10 protein-coding genes are annotated in these 13,371 nt (G+C 68.8%); 4 read left to right on the plus strand and 6 right to left on the minus strand.

Going from position 1 to position 13,371, the window contains the following annotated elements; translation table 11 throughout:
* Positions 1-78: 78 nt before the first annotated feature.
* Both ACI2LP_RS22600 and ACI2LP_RS22605 read right to left on the minus strand, forming a co-directional pair.
* Entirely contained in the window at positions 79-1,167 is a 1,089-nt protein-coding gene (locus tag ACI2LP_RS22600; RefSeq protein WP_360864853.1) for a hydrogenase expression protein HypE, read from the minus strand.
* Between the two features lie 59 nt (positions 1,168-1,226).
* Positions 1,227-3,011 (minus strand): hydrogenase maturation protein, encoded by a 1,785-nt coding sequence (locus ACI2LP_RS22605; RefSeq protein ID WP_404726304.1) that lies wholly within the window; start codon positions 3,009-3,011, stop codon positions 1,227-1,229.
* Positions 3,012-3,273: 262 nt separating this feature from the next.
* On the opposite strand from ACI2LP_RS22605, the gene ACI2LP_RS22610 reads away from it, so the two are divergent.
* Both ACI2LP_RS22610 and ACI2LP_RS22615 read left to right on the plus strand, forming a co-directional pair.
* Complete coding sequence (locus ACI2LP_RS22610) at positions 3,274-3,642, plus strand: low affinity iron permease family protein (protein ID WP_404726305.1); 369 nt, start codon at positions 3,274-3,276, stop codon at positions 3,640-3,642.
* 613 nt (positions 3,643-4,255) lie between these two features.
* Positions 4,256-4,972, plus strand: a complete 717-nt coding sequence (locus ACI2LP_RS22615; protein WP_404726306.1) for a CAP domain-containing protein — start codon at positions 4,256-4,258, stop codon at positions 4,970-4,972.
* Between the two features lie 122 nt (positions 4,973-5,094).
* Here ACI2LP_RS22615 and ACI2LP_RS22620 read toward each other — a convergent pair whose 3' ends face one another.
* Positions 5,095-6,663, minus strand: coding sequence for a cellulose binding domain-containing protein (locus ACI2LP_RS22620; RefSeq protein ID WP_404726307.1), 1,569 nt, complete (start codon positions 6,661-6,663; stop codon positions 5,095-5,097).
* A gap of 266 nt (positions 6,664-6,929) precedes the next feature.
* On the opposite strand from ACI2LP_RS22620, the gene hemC reads away from it, so the two are divergent.
* Positions 6,930-7,865, plus strand: a complete 936-nt coding sequence (hemC, locus tag ACI2LP_RS22625; protein WP_404726308.1) for a hydroxymethylbilane synthase — start codon at positions 6,930-6,932, stop codon at positions 7,863-7,865.
* A gap of 137 nt (positions 7,866-8,002) precedes the next feature.
* Here hemC and ACI2LP_RS22630 read toward each other — a convergent pair whose 3' ends face one another.
* Entirely contained in the window at positions 8,003-8,803 is an 801-nt protein-coding gene (locus tag ACI2LP_RS22630; RefSeq protein ID WP_404726309.1) for an intradiol ring-cleavage dioxygenase, read from the minus strand.
* Positions 8,804-9,002: 199 nt separating this feature from the next.
* Positions 9,003-9,512, minus strand: a complete 510-nt coding sequence (locus ACI2LP_RS22635; protein ID WP_404726310.1) for a DUF664 domain-containing protein — start codon at positions 9,510-9,512, stop codon at positions 9,003-9,005.
* A 293-nt stretch (positions 9,513-9,805) separates the two neighbouring features.
* On the opposite strand from ACI2LP_RS22635, the gene ACI2LP_RS22640 reads away from it, so the two are divergent.
* The gene (locus ACI2LP_RS22640; RefSeq protein WP_404726311.1) at positions 9,806-11,908 is read left to right on the plus strand and encodes a SpoIIE family protein phosphatase; all 2,103 of its coding nucleotides are present in this window, start codon (positions 9,806-9,808) and stop codon (positions 11,906-11,908) included.
* Between the two features lie 40 nt (positions 11,909-11,948).
* On the opposite strand, the gene ACI2LP_RS22645 is transcribed toward ACI2LP_RS22640, so the two are convergent.
* On the minus strand, positions 11,949-13,370 hold the full coding sequence (locus tag ACI2LP_RS22645; RefSeq protein WP_404726312.1) for a cytochrome P450: 1,422 nt from the start codon (positions 13,368-13,370) through the stop codon (positions 11,949-11,951).
* Position 13,371 lies beyond the last annotated feature (1 nt).

Genomic DNA, 13,371 nt, shown 5'->3' on the forward strand with positions numbered 1-13,371 from the left:
GTGTGTGCCGTGCCCTTCTTCAAGCTTCAAGCGGGAGGTCGGATCGCGTGGAGAGGTCTGGTCGGATGCGATGGAGGATCACCAGGGCGGCCGGTAGCCGGTGGTCAGCTTCTTCCCCGTGTGGCGCCACTTCGGCTCCTTGTCCACGGTCTTGAGCGTCATGGACCGCAGCCTGCGGATCACCGCCCCGTACGCTCCGCTCGCCGCGCTCGAGACCCTGGCGCCGGGCGGTTCGTCCATGAACGGCATGAACTTGTCCGGGAATCCCGGCATGGTGCAGGCGATGCAGATGCCACCGACGTTCGGGCAGCCGCCAATTCCGCTCATCCAGCCGCGCTTGGGGACGTTGCACTTGACGACCGGGCCCCAGCAGCCGAGCTTGACCAGGCACTTGGGCGAGTCGTAGGTCTCTGCGAACTGTCCCTGCTCGTAATAGCCCGCGCGGTCACACCCCTCGTGCACGGTGGCGCCGAACAGCCAGGTCGGCCGGAGCTTGTCGTCCAGGGGGATCATCGGAGCCGCGCCCGCCGCCTGGTAGAGCAGGTAGGTCAGAGTTTCCGAGAAGTTGTCGGGCTGGATCGGGCAGCCGGGCACACACACGATCGGGATGCCGGCCTTGGAGGTCCAGTCCCAGCCCAGGTAGTCGGGCACGCCCATCGCGCCGGTCGGGTTGCCGGCCATGGAGTGGATCCCGCCGTAGGTGGCACACGTGCCGATGGCGACGACGGCCAGCGCCTTGGGCGCGAGCCGGTCGATCCACTCACTGGTGGTGATCGGCTGGCCGGTTTCCGGATTGTCGCCGAAACCGCACCAGTAGCCCTCCTGCTTGATCGCCTCGTTGGGGACGGACCCCTCGATCACCAGGACGAAGGGGTCGATCTCGCCGCGCTCGCCCTTGAAGAACCATTCGATGAACGTGTCCGCACCCCCGACCGGACCGCATTCGAAGTCGATCAGGGGCCAGTGCACCGCGATCTTCGGCAGGCCGGGCAGCGCACCGGTGACGATCTCCTCGATGCTCGGCTGCATCGCCGCCGTCAACGCGACCGAGTCACCGTCGCAGCTCAGTCCGGCGTTGATCCAGAGGATGTGGATGGGGGAAGCGTCGTCGGCGGGCGCCCCGGTGGCGTCCGTGGCATCGGCTGCGGTCGGCGTGGCTGCATTCATCGGAGCGCCTCTCGTGGAGGTATGAGGTGAAAGTCCGCATTGTGATTCCAGCCTTCTTGCTAGCAGGCATCGGGAACCGGGGCCGAGTTTTCGGCGTCCGGTCCAGTGACGCGGGCCTCTGGCCGGGGCTGATCCATCGCTCTCGCTCTGGGCGCGGGCACATCCAGATGCGGCGGCGTACGCAGGGGTTTCTCCTTGAGGACGAAGGCCCGTCGCAAGGCGTGGTACGGAGCGCGCGGATCGGAGAAGGTCGCCAGCATGCGGGCCAGCTCCTCCTCGCGGAAGGCGGCGAGCGGCTTGAGACTCTCCTGGCGGTCCCGTTCCGCCTTCTTCGCAGCGATCCGTGACTGGACCGCGGGCAGCGACGCGAGGTGCCCGGCGAGCCTGCCGACCTCTTCGGTGAAGTCCTGCGGGGTGCACTCGATCAGCCGGTCGACGAGGCCCAGCCGCTGCGCGGCCGTACCGCTCACCGGCAGAGCCTCGCGCGTCAGACGCTCGGCGACTGCCGAGCCGACTCGGCGCGGCAGGGTGTACGTCCAGTACTCCGAGCCGTACAGGCCCATCAGGCGGTAGTGCGGATTCAGCACCGCGCCCGATCTGCACCACACCTCGTCCGCCGCCAGTGCGAGCATCGCCCCGCCCGCGGCGGCATGCCCGCCGACGGCGGAGATCACCAGCCGGTCCGTGGTCGTCAGGACGGCCTCGACCAGGTCGTCGATGGCGTTGATGTTGGCCCAGGACTCCGCACCGGGGTCTTCGGCCGCCTCGATGACGTTGAGGTGGATGCCGTTGGAGAAGACCCGGCTGCCGCCGAGCACCAGCACCGACGTGGGACGCGAGCAGGCTTCCCGATACGCCGCCAGCAGCCGTCGGCACTGTGTGGTGCTCATGGCGCCGCCGGGGAACGAGAACGACAGGAAGCCGACGTTGCTTTCTTCCCGGTAGCTGATATCGGTCCAGGTACGGCGCTGCGCGTCCGGACGCAGGGGCGCGGGACGCTCCGGCAGGCAGGGCAGCCTGCCCGCCAGCGCCTGAACGGCAGGCAGCTTGAACGTGGGGGGCTGCCCGGCCCTGCGCCGGGCCCGTAGCTCGGGAATCCACACGGCGCCGTCCGTCGTCGCCCTGCAGACCGCTCCGGCTCTGGTCGCCAGCAGTTCGCCGGGCCGCCCGCGCATCTCGTCCTCGGGGTGGCCCCCGTGCAAGTACCACTCGTCGCCGAGCAGCTCGTCCAGTACGCCGGGCTGCGAGTCCGCGGCGCGCAGCTTGCGGACAATCGCCTCGGTGGGCTCCGACGCCCAGTCGATCCGTCGGACGCTCTGATCGAGATACGGCCGGGCGCGGCCGGTTCCTCTCCCGCTCTCCGCGGTCTGCGCGTCAGGCGCGTACGTCCCGGCGGCGAACCGCTCCACCGCCAGCAGCACGGCCGCCACCGCGGCGTCGGACACCTCGCCGCGGTACAGGTCGCTCTTGGACAGCGGCGGCATCGGGCAGGCGACCGAGGCCCAGATGTCGCCCGCGTCCATCTCCGCATTGGCCTGCAGGACGGTCACGCCCCACTGGCCGGCGTTCTCGTGAATCGCCCAGTCGAGGGACGAGGGCCCGCGGTCGCCCACGGGTCCCGGGTGGACGACGAGACATGTGTGCGCGGACCACACCTCGCGGGGGATCGCCGTCTTCAGCATCGGCGCGACGACGAGCCGGGGCTGGTGCCGGCGTACGGCGTGCGGCAGGGACTCGTCGTGCAGTACGAGTTCGACCGCCACGGTGTGACCGCGGTCCCCCAGTTCGGCGTGGAGGCGCTGCGTGAGGCTGTTGAACGCGCTGGCGACGAGCAGGATGTGCATGGCGGTCCTCCCAGCGATCAACGTCTCCGGCAGGGACTCCCCCGGCCGCCTGTGATCGTCGAGTACGCCGGACGGGCAATGGCCGACGCGGAGCCGCGGGGTCACCCTAAAGCGGACATGGTGACGGCCACCCGGCGGTTGGGTGCTGCCGCGAATGCCGGGCTTCACGTGGGCGGGGCAGCGTGTGTCCGGGTGTGAGGCGCGCTCCGGCACCGGTCGTGATTGGCACGCATGCCCTCCACGTGTCGGGTAGGCACGTCGTATGACTCTTCAGCACCCTGCCGACCGAGGTGGCGACAAGCGCGGGTGGTTCGCCGAGCTGGCGGAGCACGCCTCGAACTTCACCAGCTCGCCGGTCTTCTTCGGTGTGTGCCTGGCCCTGGTGGCCGCCGCCGCCACCGCGCATGCCGTAAAACTTCCGTCCGAGTGGCTGCTGCTCGCCGGAGATTCGATGACGGCCGTCGCCCTGCTGCTCCTGGCTCTGCTCAAGAACGCGGAACGGCGGGCCGAGCGCGCGATCCAGCGCAAGCTCGATGCCATTGCGGCAGCGCTGCTGGAGATGCAGGAGGGGACATCCGGCCAGGCCTTCGACGACCTCAGGAGCGCGATCCGTATCGAGGACGAGACGTGACGGATACGACGGGCTTGGCTCCCCCTGAAGCAAGCCGGACCCGGCATGATCACAAAACCGCTACAGGCACGCGTGGTCGAGCTCGAGGCCGAACTCGCCCAGGAGCGGGCGCAACGACCGCCCGGATCGGACACCGGGCCGCACTGAGGGATCAGCGCCGCACGGACGGCACACACGCAGACCGAACGCGTACGGCCCTGCGTCACGCAGCCTCATGACATCCGTCACATCGACTTCACGTACTGAGGCTGCTGAATAGTAGATGACGCTCCGGCGACATAGGAGATTTGTCCGTCTTGAATCGGACATACCTCACGAGGGGTTTGACGGCATTCGATCCGCTCGGCGCTTTCGCCCGTCCATGGGATGCATAAGGACTTCTGACGGAGCAACAGCACTTGCGGGCACGCCCTCCCGAGTCGGACCAGCACGCCTGTGCGCCGATTGCAAGGGCCTGGGCCACTACGAACCGAGGTAGTACTAACCCCCCGTTGCCCTACGCGTGCTGCGGTCCTAAGAATGACGGCCCGCAAGGCGTCTCCGCAGCTCAGGCAGGGTCTGTGCAGAGCTGGCCGCTCCAGGGACGCTCCGCGATCAGCAAGTGAGGTCACGCATGAGGAAGCATCGCAGGAAGTCGCGCTACCGGCAGATAACCATCGCTGCCGTCGCCATAGGCGCCGTGGGTGTGCCCTCCGTCGCCATGGCCTGTCTGGACCACCAGGAGAACCGGGGCAGTCAGTCCTACGGCCATTGGAAGGGTGCGCGCTCCGATCATCGGTGGACCGAGGCCCATTGGGGCCCGAAGCCGACTGCGCGAGCAACGCAGAAGCCCACCACGGCTCCGAGCACTCCGAAATCCACCGCCGCCCCGAGCGCTCCCAGGACCACCGCGGCTCCGAAGGCTACGAAAACCGCCGCCGCCCCGAGCGCCCCGAAGACCACCGCCCCGGCATCCGGGATTTCGGCCCGCATCGTGCAACTCGTCAACAGCGAGCGCAGCAAGGTCGGGTGCGCACCGCTGGTCGTGAACGCGAAGCTGGCAAAGGCCGCACAAGCTCACAGCAAGGACATGGCAGCCCATCGGAACATGTCCCACACGGGATCCGACGGGTCATCTCCGGGCGACCGGATCCAGCGTGCCGGTTACAGCTGGAGCACCTACGGCGAGAACGTCGCCTACGGCTACACCACACCCGAGAGCGTGATGGCCGGCTGGATGGCCAGCCCCGGCCACAAGCGCAACATCCTTGACTGCTCGTTCAAGGAGATCGGCGTCGGCCTCGCGCAGCCCGGCAGCTACTGGACGCAGGACTTCGCAGCGGCCCGATAACGAGCACCACGAGTCCGGCCGCCACTGCCGGCTCCGCGGCCGCGGGCATGAACGTCGAAGCGCCCCGGTCCCCGCCGGGACCGGGGCGCCTCATCGCGCTGCCAGGAGCGCAATGCCGGGCGTCAGCCGCTGTACGCCGCGAAGATCTTCGAGAACTCGTACGGAGCCTGCGGGATGTTCGTGCACATATAGAGGGCGCCCGTGCAGGCGTTGCGGTCGCGTGTCGTCTCCCAGAAGGCGAGCTCTCCAAGGTGCTTGCCCTGTGCGAAGGTGACCAGCTGACGTGCGTCGGTCTGGTCGTAGATGTGTCCGTCGTCGTTCTGGCCGAGCATCGGCGTCACGCCGACCATCGCCCACAGCTGGGCGTCGCTCCTGCTCGGGTACAGCGACTTCAGCTGGGTGAAGGTGCTCTGCGCCGCTTGTACCGCGGCGTCGCCGTAGTCGATGCTTCGGTAGTAGTCCATGGCCATGACGTTCACGACGTCCAGGTTCACGCCCGCGTCCCGCGCCGACCTCACCACCGCGAGTCCGTCGGCGGTCAGCCCCTCGGGGAGAACCGGGAGCGTGAGGGAGATCCGCAGGCCGGGGTGAGCCTGCTGAAGACGCGCCAAAGCCTGGGAACGACGGCTGACCGAGGCCGGGTCGGCGGTGGCCGCCCCTTCGATGTCGAAGTCGGCGTACGTCAGGCTGTAGGCGGTGACGACCGCGTCGTACTCGGCGAAGAGCGCGTCGACCGAGCCACAGGCCTGGGCCAGTTCGATTCCGCTGGCGCCGCCGAAGGAGATCTTGACATCGCCGCCGCCTGCCCGGATCGCGTCAATCTGATCCTTTGCCCAGCCGGTCCGCGGGTCATAGGCGTTGAACCACATCGCCTTGCAGCCCGATGCGGTGACGAAAGCCATCGTGAAGCTCTTCAGCCCGCTCGCCGCCGCCATCGCGGGCATGCTCGGGGTCGGCCACGCTCCCATGTCGACGTACGGCGCGGTGCGTACGCCGCCGGCGGGCGGTGTGCCGCCGCCCGTGCTCGTCGTACCGCTGACCGCCGCACTGTAGGCCGAGGTGTTACCGGCCGCGTCCGTTGCCCGGATGCGGAACGAGTAACTCGTGCCCGACTGCAGGCCGGTTGCGGTGTACGAGGTGCCGGTCACGGCGACGGGCGTGCCGCCGTCCCGGGAGACCTCATAGCCCGCCACCGTGCCGGAATTGTCCGTGGACGCCGTCCAGCGCACGGTCAGCGACGAGCTGGTCGCCGAGCCGACACTCACCCCCGACGGAACACTCGGCGCCGTCGTGTCCCCGCCGCCCGAACCGCCGCCACAGGGCGCGCCGTTGAGCTTGCAGTTCGTCGGCGTACCGGTCCCGGTGGACACCCAGCCGAAGGACGCGGTCGCGCCGGGCGCCAACGACCCGTTGTACTCACGGTTCTTGAACGTGTAGTGACTGCCGCTCTGCGTGAGCAGGGCGTCCCAGTACGAGCCGACCGACGTACCCGCGGCCAGGTCGAACTCGACGGTCCAGCCTGTCAGTTGGGAGCTGCCGCCGTTGGTGATGGTGTACGCGCCCTGGTAGCCGCTGTCCCAGGTTGATGTTTTCGAGAACGCCGCCGTCGGTGTGGCCGCGGCTGCGGGTGGGGCCAGGAAGAGGACGAGGGCCCCGATGAGTATGAGGACCAGCGCCAACGATCTTCGCATTGCTGCCTCCCGAGTGGGAACAAGCGCGGATTCGAGCATGCAGGCTGGACACAGACTTGGTCTATACCAAAGTGTCTGGCATGTTCGTACCGAACCCACGGCATGACGTCAAGACGAAGCACCGTCACCCGGGCCTGCGTCGTCCCCCATGCGTGCGGTGGCTTACTCGCACACGCGCCCGATGCTCCAACATGCTTTCCACACGGGCGAGATGGCCGTCGGCTTCGGGGCCGGAAGCGCGGTCCTGACGCTCTATCGTGGAAGCCATGTCCACCCCTGAACTGATCCGCATCGTCTCCCGGGACTCGCCCATGGCGCTCGCCCAGGTGGAGCGCGTACGCAGCGAACTGGCCGTCCTTCACCCCGGCATCCGCACCGAGGTCGTCGCGGTCAAGACGACCGGCGACAAGTGGATGGGCGACCTCTCTCAGGTCGAGGGCAAGGGGGCGTTCACCAAGGAGGTCGACGCGGCTCTGCTCGCCGGCGAGGCCGACCTGGCGGTGCACTGCGTCAAGGACGTGCCCGCCGACCGGCCCCTGCCGGCCGGTACGACGTTCGCAGCGTTCCTCAAGCGCGACGACATCCGCGACGCCCTCATCCACCCCGAAGGGCTCACCCTCGATCAGCTCCCGGCCGGCACGCGGATCGGTACCTCCTCCGTACGGCGCATCGCCCAACTCGCCGCCTCCCACCCGCGGCTCAGCTGCGTCCCGATGCGCGGCAACGCCAACCGCCGCCTGGACAAGCTCGCCGCCGGCGAGGCCGACGCGCTGCTCCTGGCGGTGTCCGGCCTGGAACGCATCGCCCGTACGGACGTGATCAGCGAGATCCTTGCGCCGGAGGTGATGTGCCCGCCGATCGGCGCGGGCATCCTGGCGCTCCAGTGCCGCGAGGGCGACACCGAGCTGATCGACGCGGTCAGCGGCCTCGGCGACCCCGATGCCCACCGCGAGGCCACCGCGGAGCGCATGTTCCTCCACGTCCTGCAGGGCCACTGCAACAGCCCGATCGCCGGGTACGCCAAGGCCGAGCGCAATGGCGACCTCTCACTGAGGGCCTGCGTGTTCACCCCCGACGGGAAGACCGTCCTCAACGCACACGAATGGGCAGGCCCCCTCGACCCGGCCACCCTCGGCACCTCCGTCGCGGTCGCGCTCCTGCGCCAGGGTGCACGGGAGCTGATCGACTCCATCGCGCACTGACCGCACGCCCACCGGTCCCGACGGGCTCGGGCCGTCATCATGTCGCCCTCGTGATGGCCTTCGGAGCACATGGGACAGCGCAGCCGCTGGGGAACGGCTGCGCTGTCACGAGCTGATCCTCCGGTCAGCGAGCTCGGTCAGGGCTTTGTCACGGTGGGATTGATGCCGAGGATCACTGTGCCGATGACGCCCTGGCTGAGCGTGCTGCCGACCAAAGTGATGCCGAGCAGGGTCGACGACCCGCCGTTGCGGTAGATGCCGTCCTGGGAGTTGAGGGTGCGGCGGGCGGTGTTGGTCCGGTACGGGGTGAGGGCGGCGACCTGGGTGTTGTAGTTCTCGGGGAAGTACAGCTGGCCGGTGTGGGAGACGTGCCCACCCTCGTACGTACCGCCGGAGACGGTGCCACCGACGTGCGTCTTGAGGTGGATGTGCAGGGCGCGGCCGACGTACCAGCCGGGGTAGATGGTGGTGAACTCGGCGACGCCGCTGGAGTTCGTGAGCTGCACGCCGCGCAGGAAGGTGGTGTCCGGGGTCGACCCGCCGGCGACGTAGCCGGAGTAGATCCCGACCGCGTCGCACTGCCAGATGTCGACGGCGACATTCGGGATAGGGGCGCAGGTTCTGGTGTCGATCACCGTCGTGCGCAGAGTGAGCGGCACGCCGGCCTTGCCCTCGGTGATGTTCTTGCGGACCGTCTCCAGGTCCAGGTAGTAGGGGCCTTCCGTCTGTTCGGGAGTCAGCACGCATGCGGCCTCGAGCTGGGCTGCCGCCGGTGCCGACTCCTTGCCCTGAGGGCTTGCGCCGAGGGCTTCGGGGGCCACGAGTCCCGCGGCGGCCAGTGACAGTGCGGTGGCGCCGAGTCCGGTGAGGACTGCGCGACGGGATGAGCTCTCGCGGCCGTTGGACGGCTCGCTCAGGGGGTGGGGGGATTCACTCATGACCCGAGAAGATAGGCGGACCGACATGCCCATGACAAGGACGTCTTTTGGCCACAAACGATTCCCTGACTGTACCGGCATTCGCGGTGGGGGGTGGGGTCTCATGAGCCCCTGGCATGGCGGCGACGGATGCGCGTGCGGCGTGCGCGTGCCGGCCGGGCCTGTTCACGGCATGAGGCCTGGCTGTGCGCCTCGCTGCCTACCGGCGCTCCAGCAGTCCTCGGACGAATGCCGCCTGCCCCACATGCTGCAGGTCGTCGGCCAGGACGCTGATCAGACGGACACCCAGGGTGACCGGCGGGGACCAGGACTCGTCCACGACGCTGTCGAGCGCGGCGTCGTCGAGGCCCTGGACGAACCGCAGGGTCTGCTCGTGGACGGCGTCGTAGTAGCCGAGCAGCAGCTCGGCGGACTGGACCCGTACCGCGGCGACCTGCTTGCTTGAGTGTCCGAACCCTGTCGCTCCCTTGGGGAAGGGGAGCTCGAAACGATCCGCCCAGCCCTGCGAGAACCAGACCTGTTCCACTGTGGCCGCATCGGCCATGTGATCGTCCTGGATGCGCGTCAGATGCCACACGAGCCAGGCGATCGAATTCGCGTCGGCGTCCAGCCGGGCATTCAGGTCATCCGGCGACAGCCCCTCGACCGCGCCATGGACTGCCTCCCGGACGCGCTCGAACGCGTCTGCCAGCAAATCTGCGCTGTTCATACACGAATCCTTGGCACGGCGTCCCCAGGTGATCACGTCACGACACGCATCATTGGGCAATCACTAGGGACTGTCCCCGCAGAGCCGCCAGAATGGCGGAGAGAAGCCTGGTCCTTGGCGGCGGCGGCGCTGAGCCATATTTTCTTCTCGGGCGGGCACGCGGGAAGTACCCGGTTCGGCAGGGGTACGGTCTCGGCCACGACAGTGGACGATGGAAGTGATCGGGTGCTGCGGGAGCCCGCGGCGGAGTCGGCACTGGGCAGGGATGGCTGCAGGCGGACGGAGGGTCTGGGATGAGTGCAATCGAGTCATTCCCGGCCGACCCCGCGCCGTCCGGGGCCGGCAGGTCCGAGCCGGGCGGGCTCTTGGACGTCCTGAGCGTCGCCGCCGTGGTGCTGAATGCGGATGGCCGGATCGTACTGTGGAGCCCGCAGGCCGCGGAGCTGTTCGGATACACCGCCGACGAGGCACTGGGCCGGAACGCAGGTCGCCTGCTGGTGCACGACAAGCACATGGCACTGGTGCGCCGATGGTTCACCGAGGTCATGGCGGGCGGAGGGGGCTGGACCGGTGTCTTTCCCGTGCGGCACAAGAACGGCAGCACCATGCTGGTGGAGTTCCGCAATATGCGGTTGGAGGACGACCACAAGGACTTCTACGCACTGGGCCTGGCCACCGAGCAGACGACATTGCGGAGCGTGGAGCGAGACCTGGCGCTGTCCACCCGACTGTTCTCCCAGTCCCCCATAGGGCTGGCGGTCGTGGACACCGATCTGCGGTACGTCATGGTCAACCCGGCGCTGGAGCGCATCAACGGCCTGCCCGCCACCGAGCATGTTGGCCGACATGTCCGTGAGGCTCTGCCCTTCTTGGACGCCGAGGCCATCGAGGCCGCCATGCGCGAGGTCCTCGCCACCGGCATTCCGATCCTTGATCGCGAATCCGTGGCGCGTACCCCGGCCGACCCGAACCGAGAGCACGCCTGGTCGGTCTCGTTCTACCGGCTGGAGTCCTCCAATGGGAAAGTACTGGGGCTGGCCACCTCCGTCGTCGACATCACCGAGCGCCATGTCGCCACGACCGAGGCTGCCCGGGCCAGGCAGCGCCTCGCGCTCGTCGCCGACGCATCCATACGTATCGGCACCACCCTCGACCTCGACCAGACTGCCCGTGAACTCGCAGCGGTGTCGGTACCGGAGCTGGCCGACGTCGCCGCGGTGGATGTCCTCGACAGCGTCCTCAACGGGCGCTCAGCCACCGTGATACACGAAGGCCCTGCGGTATTCCGCGCTCTCGCCGTGGCCGCCGCGTATTCCACCGATGCCGTACGCGCGGCTGATCAGCCCGGTGAGGTTGCCCAGTACGAGGCCGACCGGCTGGTCACCCACTGCGTGAACACCGGTCGCCCGGTCCGCGTGTCGCGGGTGCAGCACGACGATCTGTCGCGTATCGCTCGCAGCCCCGAAGCCGCCGCGTTGCTGGCCGACGCGGGCGTGCACTCCTACCTGGCCGTGCCGTTGATCGCTCGCGGCGAGGTCCTCGGCGCCCTGGACCTGAAGCGCACCCACAACCCGGAGCCTTTCAACGCCGACGATGAGGTTCTGGCCGGCGAACTCGCCGCACGGGCCGCGGTGTGCATCGACAACGCCCGCTGGTACCGGCAGGTGCGTAACACCGCTCTCACCCTCCAGCGCAGCCTCCTCCCCCAGCAGCCACCGGACCAGCCCGGCCTGGAGATCGCCTACCGCTACCAGCCCGCCGAGGCCGCCAGTGAAGTCGGCGGCGACTGGTTCGATGTCATCCCGCTGTCGGGCGACAAGACCGCACTCGTTGTGGGCGACGTCATGGGCAGCGGTATCAGCGCCGCCGCCACCATGGGTCAACTCCGCACCGCCACCCGCACCCTGGCCGAACTCGACCTCGACCCCGCCCAAGTGCAGCGCCACCTCGACCGCATCACCGACCGCATGGGGCAGACCATCACCACCTGCGTCTATGCCGTCTACGACCCTCACCGGAACGAGTGCCTCATCTCCAGCGCCGGACACCTGCCGCCCGCTCTGGTACGGCCCGGCCGGCTCCCCGAACTGCTCGATCTGCCCAGCGGCGCCCCGCTCGGCGTCGGCAACGTCGACTTCAGCACCACCACCGTCGCTCTGCACCCCGGCGACGAACTCGTCCTCTACACCGATGGCCTGGTCGAGACGCGCGACCTGGCCATCGACGAGCGTCTGGACGATCTTCTTGCACTCCTCGCAAAGCCTCAGCGAACCCTGGACGAGACCTGCGACCTGCTTCTGAATGCGCTGCGCCGACCGGGAGACCACGACGACGTGGCCCTGCTCATCGCCCGGGCCCGGCCCCGTCCCGGGACCGGGGCGACGACGGCGACCTGACGCCCGCCCGGCTGGGGCCCGCGGGGCGAGCGTCTCGGCGTCAGGTGTCCGTACGCTCCGAGCCTGCTCCGGGGTGGCGCGGTTGCGGCAGCATGAAGACGGGACCTGTGCCCAGGGCCGCTTCGGGCTTCGGCCGGACGGTCGTCCCGGGCACGGGACGGAGCTGCCAGCGCGCGCTGATGGCAGCGAGAGCCAGGGTCGCCTCGGCCAGTCCGAAGGCGTCACCGATGCATTTGCGGCTGCCCCCGCCGAAAGGCACCATCGCGCCACGGGGCACTGATGCCGCCCGTTCTGGAAGCCAGCGATCGGGGTCGAAGCGATCGGGCTCTGGGAAGGGGTCGGGATTGCGGCCCAGGAGATAGGGGCTGTACAGGACGCTCGCGCCCGGCTCCAGACGCTGCCCGGCGAGTTCCGTCGCGACGGTGACCATCCGGCTGATCATCCAGGCGGGCGGGTAGAGGCGAAGCGTCTCGGTGACGACGCGGCGGGCGAAGTCCAGGGCGGGCAGGTCGGCGAAGGCAGGCAGTCGGCCGTCGAGGACGCGGTCGGCTTCGTCGTGCAACTGCTTCTCGGCCTCGGGGTATCGGCCCAGGAGGTGGAAGGCCCATCCCAGGACGCTCGCGGTGGTCTCGGTGCCGGCAATCAGCAGGGTCAGGACCTGATCGCGGAGTTCGTCATCGGTGAAGCGCTCACCGCTCTCCTCGTCCCGGGCACCGACCAGGATCGACAGCAGGTCCCCATGGTCCACCCCCGACCGCCGACAGCCCTGGACCGTCTCGTCGATGACTGCGCGCAGCGTCCTGCGTGCCTGCTCGAAGCGCCTGTTCTCAGGTGTGGGCAGCCTCTCCAGGAGACCGACCGGCGAGGTCATCCGCTGGTAGATGCCCCGAAGGAGGATGGGCAGACAATGCTGTACGTCGGCAACGGCCCGGCCCCCGATGGTGGTGGAGAACAGCGTTCGTGTGGTGACCCGGACCGTCAGCGCGTGCAGCGTGGCGCCGAAGTCGATGGCGCGGCCTTCCTGCCATGAACCGAGCATGCCATCGATCTCTTCGCACATCACATCTGCGTACGACGCCATCCGGCCGGGGTGAAAGGCGGGCTGCACCAGCCTGCGCTGCAATCGGTGATCCGCCCACGCCGCGGTGAACAGGCCGTTGCCCACCAGGGGGCGGACCTTGTCGAACAGCGGGCCGCCCTTGTCGTAGATGCGCGGGTTCAGCAGGACCTCCCGTACGAGCTCGGGGTGGCAGGCCACATAGGCACGCTGGGGGCCGAGACGGATCTCGACCAGGTCGCCGTGCGCGGGCAGGGCGGCCAAGAACTCCAGCGGACGGCGTCGCAGCGGGATCGCATGGCCGAGAAGCGGGAGCCGGCCGGGAGCTTTGCCCGTCGTCGACGGCGCAGCGGTACCGGTCGTCGACGGCTGGGTGCCCGGTCGCACACGTACGGTGTCTGCCACG

Source organism: Streptomyces sp. NPDC019890, from assembly GCF_044903445.1.
Lineage (GTDB): Bacteria > Actinomycetota > Actinomycetes > Streptomycetales > Streptomycetaceae > Streptomyces.

Coding starts and splice junctions, on each gene's coding strand:
- ACI2LP_RS22600 (WP_360864853.1), bottom strand. CDS start 1,167: ATGAATGCAGCCACGCCGACCGCAGCCGATGCCACGGACGCCACCGGG.
- ACI2LP_RS22605 (WP_404726304.1), bottom strand. CDS start 3,011: ATGCACATCCTGCTCGTCGCCAGCGCGTTCAACAGCCTCACGCAGCGC.
- ACI2LP_RS22610 (WP_404726305.1), top strand. CDS start 3,274: ATGACTCTTCAGCACCCTGCCGACCGAGGTGGCGACAAGCGCGGGTGG.
- ACI2LP_RS22615 (WP_404726306.1), top strand. CDS start 4,256: ATGAGGAAGCATCGCAGGAAGTCGCGCTACCGGCAGATAACCATCGCT.
- ACI2LP_RS22620 (WP_404726307.1), bottom strand. CDS start 6,663: ATGCGAAGATCGTTGGCGCTGGTCCTCATACTCATCGGGGCCCTCGTC.
- hemC (WP_404726308.1), top strand. CDS start 6,930: ATGTCCACCCCTGAACTGATCCGCATCGTCTCCCGGGACTCGCCCATG.
- ACI2LP_RS22630 (WP_404726309.1), bottom strand. CDS start 8,803: ATGAGTGAATCCCCCCACCCCCTGAGCGAGCCGTCCAACGGCCGCGAG.
- ACI2LP_RS22635 (WP_404726310.1), bottom strand. CDS start 9,512: ATGAACAGCGCAGATTTGCTGGCAGACGCGTTCGAGCGCGTCCGGGAG.
- ACI2LP_RS22640 (WP_404726311.1), top strand. CDS start 9,806: ATGAGTGCAATCGAGTCATTCCCGGCCGACCCCGCGCCGTCCGGGGCC.